Source organism: Anaeromusa sp., from assembly GCF_028691475.1.
Taxonomy (GTDB): domain Bacteria; phylum Bacillota; class Negativicutes; order Anaeromusales; family Anaeromusaceae; genus Anaeromusa.
The window spans coordinates 1-5,964 of the sequence record NZ_JAQUZF010000139.1 but is presented as its reverse complement, the minus strand read 5'-3'; the positions used below and the strand labels follow the sequence as shown (position 1 = coordinate 5,964).

The 5,964-nt window shown below is 47.7% G+C and carries 3 protein-coding genes; 1 reads left to right on the top strand and 2 read right to left on the bottom strand.

Translation table 11 applies throughout. The features are described 5' to 3' along the window. Window positions 1-109: 109 nt before the first annotated feature. Complete coding sequence (locus PHF27_RS12965; RefSeq protein ID WP_300070898.1) at window positions 110-1,420, bottom strand: cache domain-containing protein; 1,311 nt, start codon at window positions 1,418-1,420, stop codon at window positions 110-112. A gap of 405 nt (window positions 1,421-1,825) precedes the next feature. Between PHF27_RS12965 and PHF27_RS12960 the strand changes: the two genes are divergently transcribed. Then, a complete protein-coding gene (locus PHF27_RS12960; protein WP_300070896.1) occupies window positions 1,826-3,829 on the top strand; it encodes a serine hydrolase domain-containing protein in 2,004 nt (667 codons plus the stop codon). Window positions 3,830-3,916: 87 nt separating this feature from the next. Here PHF27_RS12960 and PHF27_RS12955 read toward each other — a convergent pair whose 3' ends face one another. Then, window positions 3,917-5,929, bottom strand: a complete 2,013-nt coding sequence (locus tag PHF27_RS12955) for a serine hydrolase domain-containing protein (RefSeq protein ID WP_300070893.1) — start codon at window positions 5,927-5,929, stop codon at window positions 3,917-3,919. Between the last annotated feature and the right edge of the window lie 35 nt (window positions 5,930-5,964).

Here is a 5,964-nt window from a genome sequence, read left to right as displayed (position 1 = left end):
TTAGCTGCAGTTCCACCAGTTTTTGCAGTGGAAAGCAGAATTGCATTTTGGGAAGCCTCGTGGAGCGTCTTTGTGTGTGTCATGTCTTGTTATTTTTAAAAAATGCTAGTTATGCAAAAGCCTCAAATACATCCGCGGAAAAAAGGCCAATCCGAATTTCACCGTTTCGTCCACGCCAGAAGGTCTCTACCTTGCTTACAGAACGCTCATTTTTAAGCAGCCATTGGACCTGCGAATTTTGCTCTTCCACCCACAAGCCTAATGATTCCACGGGTCTTGCCAAAATTTCATCTCGTTCATAGCCCAATAGTTCAAAAAACGCATCATTAACCTCAATAAAAGTTCCTGAAGCAAAACTTACAATTCCTACTGCATCATCAACATAACGAAAGGCTTTAAAATATTTTTCTTCCGGCCTTGCAAAACGCCTGCTGATAAGAATAATTACAAATGCGCCTGAAACGACACAACCTAATGCCGCCAGCAATAAAATGGTATTAAGAGTTACAACCTCGGCGATTACTTCGCTTTCCGGCGCTGAAACTCCCAAAAGCCAGCGGGCTCCTCCGGGAAGCTCCACTGGCGTCAGTACCGTAAAGATGGGTCGATTCCTTAACGTATACACGCCTTGAACTGGCCCTTCTCCAGCAATCGCCTTTGTAAACAAATCTGCCAGCCGCTCGTCTACTTCAGGAACCTCCACTGCCAAGGACGCTTCTGCTGGCGACTTGCCAATACGCACCTTGCCATTGATTTCTGAATGTACTGCATGCGCAATAATAACTCCAGACTGATCGGCAATAAAGCCATAACCGCTGTCCATAAAACGAATAGCGCCAACCAGCTCATTGAGACTATCAAGGGGCATTGTCGCTTGAATAACCGCCTTTACCTCGCCATTTACCAGCACCGGGGCGGCAATAGCAAGAGACAAGCGCCCTGAGCCTTTGGATACTAAAGGCTCGGAAATAGTAAGCTCTTTCGTTTTGATTGCCTTTAGATAATAATCACGATCACCTAAATAGGCGGTGTCTCCTTGCGCGCGAATCACGTTCCCCGCAAGATCCCCGTAGTTAATACCCGTAAACTTGTTGTTGCGCTGCAAGCTCAAAGCCAGCACATCTACAATTTCCTGCCGGTTCTGAGGGTTCACAATATGCGGATTTACCGCTATATCTTGCACAAAAACTACTAGTTCTTTCACAAAAGCGCTGGAGCGTTGTGAATAATCCAGACTAATTGCAGCCGCTGTTTCATTAACGCTTTTCGATAATGCTTTGTCAGAAAAATAGTAACTCAGGCCCGTTAGCAAACTTAACGAACCGCACATAAGCGCCAACATAATAAGAAGCAGCCGCACCCGTATGCTTTTAATGCTAAAAACACCATCACGCCGATGTGTATGCCCTACTTTTTTCATACGTATCCTCTCCACTATGCCGTCGCTATTTGGATTATCGGTCACTATAAAAAAAGAAGAACTTGCCTTTAATAGCTTGCCGGCAAGTTCTTGTTTACTACGTATCATCTACAATGGCCAAGCTACTCCCTTTAAGCAGTTACAGCTTATATGCGCTAGAACAACAAGGTAGCTCCATGTATCTGTGATAAGTCGATTGTAATTATTGTTTAATTCTTTTTTCTTTCCTGAAATTCCTGCGTCAACATCAAAATACACTTACCATAAATGAAAGGAATGGTTTCGAACCAAAAAGAAATTTTCCGTTCAAAAAGAGGAACTATTATCCCCCTAGGGAACTTTATAAGAATTGGAAGCAAGTACCAAATTTCCACTAAAACCGTATAAAAAGGGAGGCCAAAAAAGATGCGCGTACTTAGACTACTTTGTTCCTTAGCATGTCTGCTGCTCCTATTTGTGCAGGCAGCATCTGCAAGCGGAACCATTACCACCCAAGCAATCACCACTGCCCGTACAGAAATTTGGAAGGACCTCAACACCGGAGCCATCGGCAGCGCCGCTATTGCGATTATGGATAAAGGAAAAGTCGTATATTCTGAAGGCTTTGGCATGGCTGACCGTGAAAAAAGCATACCTGTCAATAAAAAAACCATCTTTGATATTGGTTCCGTCAGTAAAATTTATGTCGCCACCGCCATTATGGTCTTGGTTGACGAGGGAAAAGTAGCCCTTGACGCGCCGGCAAGCAAGTACCTGCCTGATTTTTCCATGGTCGACGAACGCTATAAGGATATCACCGTTAGAATGCTTCTCAATCACTCCTCCGGCTTGCCCGGCACAACCGGAGAAAACAACTTTGGCTTTGCCTTCAACCAGGATGTCTATAAAGACACTTTGGACGCCTTGGCCAGCTCACAGTTAAAACACCGCCCAGGAGAAAGGTCTATCTACTGTAACGATGGTTTTACCTTAGCAGAAATGATCGTTGCCCGCGTCTCTGGACAGTCCTATCTCGAATTCCTGCAGGAGCGCCTGTTTCAACCATTGGCCTTGCATAATACCGGTGCAGGCGTAGGCCAAAGGCAGCCGGCCCTTGGAGGAAACATAGCCAAATTTTATCCTCCGGGAAAAGCTTTCAGTGAACCGCTTGAAGTTTTATCTTTGTTAGGGGCAGGCGGTTTATCCTCTTCAGCGGAAGATTTATGCCGTTTTGTCGATACGTTTTCCGGCAAAGGGCCGCAAATTCTCACCGCTGCCTCCTTAGGGGAAATCAAGAAAGAACAGCCCCCTTCGTTCCGCGGTAAGCTGCGCGGTCCGGACATACCTTGGGGGCTCGGCTGGGATGTCACTACGTATGAACCTTATAAAGCAAATGGAATTAAGGTCTTAGGCAAAGGCGGCAATAGCAGCACCTATACGGCGCAAGTCTTCACGGCCCCGGACCTGCGCATATCGGTGGCTGTCGTTTCTACCGGCAGAGCAGGCGGAGCTTTGCCTATTGCAGACAAAGTACTGCAAGCCTATCTTGCATCTAACGCCTTGCTGAAGCTGCCCGCAAAGCCCGTAACACCGCCAGTAAAAGCCCAACCGATTCCGCTCGACCTTAAGCGCTTTGAAGGGTTCTACGCGAATGGAAATGAAGTATTTCAAGTCTCCTTGGATGCGCCTAACGGCGTCATGACGCTGTATAACAACGCCAAAGCTCCAACACTATCCGCGGTATACAACAATGGCTTTTTTTACAAAGATGAAAGGAAACTCTATTTCGAAGAAATCGACAAAACCAGCTATCTTGTACTATATGTAGATGCCTTTAAAGGAGACGGCATCTACCTGGAGAAACTCGCTTCCTGCGAAACGCCGCAACAACTGGAAATCCCCATTGAAGGGAAAAAGTGGCTGCGCAGGAATGTAAAAGCGTTTGAAGGAACTTCCTCTGTGCCGGATCATATCACAGAATCGCATGTATTACCGGACCTGCCCGGCTACATTGATTTTTGCGGCATAAAAAAGGTCATTTCTCCTTCCTTTGCCGGCATGGCCATTCAAACGTCACGCGATTTGACCGAACTCCACTTAATTCAAAAAGACAATCAATTTTGGGCGCGAAGCGGCGGCTCCCTCTTTATGCCCGCTGATCTGGCGGACCTGCTTTCTCCTGGAACGACAACCCATGCCCTGAATACAAACGGCTATAATCAGTGGTTTAAAATCGTGACTGACAGCATCCTGCGCTGCGAAAAATCAACGCAAGGCCGCATGATCGTCTTCGCCCCGGACAACGCTGTACTTTTTGACAGCGCCGTAGATACAGGCGATGTTTTTACCCCCTCCGGCAGCTTTGTCGAAATCGCCGGCGCCGTCGGGGATGCCTTTAAATTAACGCTTCAAACTGCTCCAAGCAAGTAACAAACAACACGCACGTCGCTGCGGATTTACAGAAAGACCGTTAACGCATATCTCTTTAGAGCGTTAACGGTCTTTCTTCTTCCCTCTTTACTGTTCCACTAAGGATACGCCAAGCTCAAATACGTCTCCCGGTTCGCCCAGCAGCTCCGCAAAGCTTCCTGCCGGAGCAAATATGTCTCCTTGCTTTACGATGCTGTCATAAAGAGTACTGCCGGAAGGCGAAAACACAATAAACCTGCCTTGAGACGGCTTTGCAAAATGAAGCACCGCAGCTTGCGGCAACACCAGCCATTCATTGTAACCTTGCGCGCCGAGAACAATCTTATTCTTCCCTGCTTGCGCCTTCGCAGCTTCTTTCGCGTTCCTATACAAGCCGCCAGACAACCATAGCTCAGCCTTCCGGCTCTCGTTTAACTTGAGTTCCGTAGCATCGCGAACCGCCTTGCCGGGCAAGCCCGCATATAAGGGTGAGCGCACCGGCTTTAGCCCCATAAAGTCCACATAGCCCGGCAATTTTTCGATCTGCCGCGAGGTTACAACATGGGTAGAAGCATACAACGGCCCTTCATAGGCTTTAACATTTCGCCGCAGCCACTGTTGCCCGTCTACGTCCACCGCAAGCACTGCTCGCTCACTGGCCTTGAGCGGTTCGATTTTTTGCCAGAGTACAGCGTCCACGCGGCCGCAAGAAATAAAATAGCGGCTGCCATCGACGGTCGCGAAGTAGTACGCACTGTCATCTGCTGTATGGAAATAAGAATTGCCATAAGCAGCCGCTAGTATCTCTTTTTTTCCGCCATTCTCCAGACTATACGCAATTAGCTTCCCTTTAGGAATGTCTAAATCAACCTTATACAGAACTCCCTCCGAGCCAACATAGAAGCCGGCATATTCTTGATACGTATCGGGCAGCGCCTGCGCTTTCACCGGAACCTTTACTTTTGCAACCTCTTCCTTCATCAAGCCCTTTTCCACCAAATACGCATCAAGGATCTTCCGCGCTATTTCCATCGCGGAACTATTCCCAGTAGTAATCACGGCAACGGAAATTCTTTTATCCGGCACCGTATACACCATAGACGTATAATGCCCCGTTCCACCGCTTTTCCCCAATACATGGATGCCTTTGTTTTCATAGTCTGGAATTTCTGCCATATCCCAACCCAAACCAAAACTCATCTGAGGATGACGAAGTTTCCCCCAAAACTGGGCTGGCTGCTTTTTTTGCATTTCTCCTAAAGAGCTTTGTGATAAAAGTTGAGTCCCTTCAGCAGAAAAAACATCCACAAAACGGCACAGTTCTTCGGCGCTTGTCGAAAGCCCGCCGGATGCCCAAAAAGACAATACTTCCAGCGGTTCTGACACTCCTTCGCCATTATAATACCGGGCTACCGTCAACCCGCTTATATCCCTTTGGCCTACAGCCAAATCGGTTTTCCGGAGCGCCAATGGTTTAAAAATCCGCTCCTCCAAAAATTCCCGATAAGACCTGCCAGACAACTTGGCCACAATCATCTCGGCAAGAGTAAAGCCGTCATTACAATATACAGCCATTTCACCAGGCTTATGCTTTAACTGCGATTGCGCCAAAATTCCCAGCGTTTCCTGATAAAAATTGTCGTTATAAGCAAAGCCGTAAGAATTAACATAATTTGTGCCCGGTAAACCGGAGGAATGATTCAAAAGCATTCTGACGGTGATATCCTTGTATCGCATATCCTCCATCGTAAATCCCGGCAAATAGGCGGTCACAGGCTGATCCAGCTCAACCTTGCCCTCGTCGACAAGCAGCATAACAGCCATCGCGCAGTAGACCTTGCTAACGGAACCTATATTAAACAAAGTGTCGCGCTCAACAGGAATGCTTTGCTCTCTGTCTGCCATGCCAAAGCCTTCGGCATACACAGTCCTGCCGCTGTCCGTGATCGCTACGGTAGCGCTTCCAGCATGACCAGAGGTGATTTCTTTCCAAATGGCACCGCGTGCCACTGCCGCTGCCTGCGCGGGCTCGCTGCCGGCCTGCATTTGACACAACGCCACAGGGGACAATACCAGTAAAAAGCAAATAAAGCTACCGATGACTTTGGCCAACTGTTTCATGACACAGCTCCTCTACTTGAATTTCTTATATAATT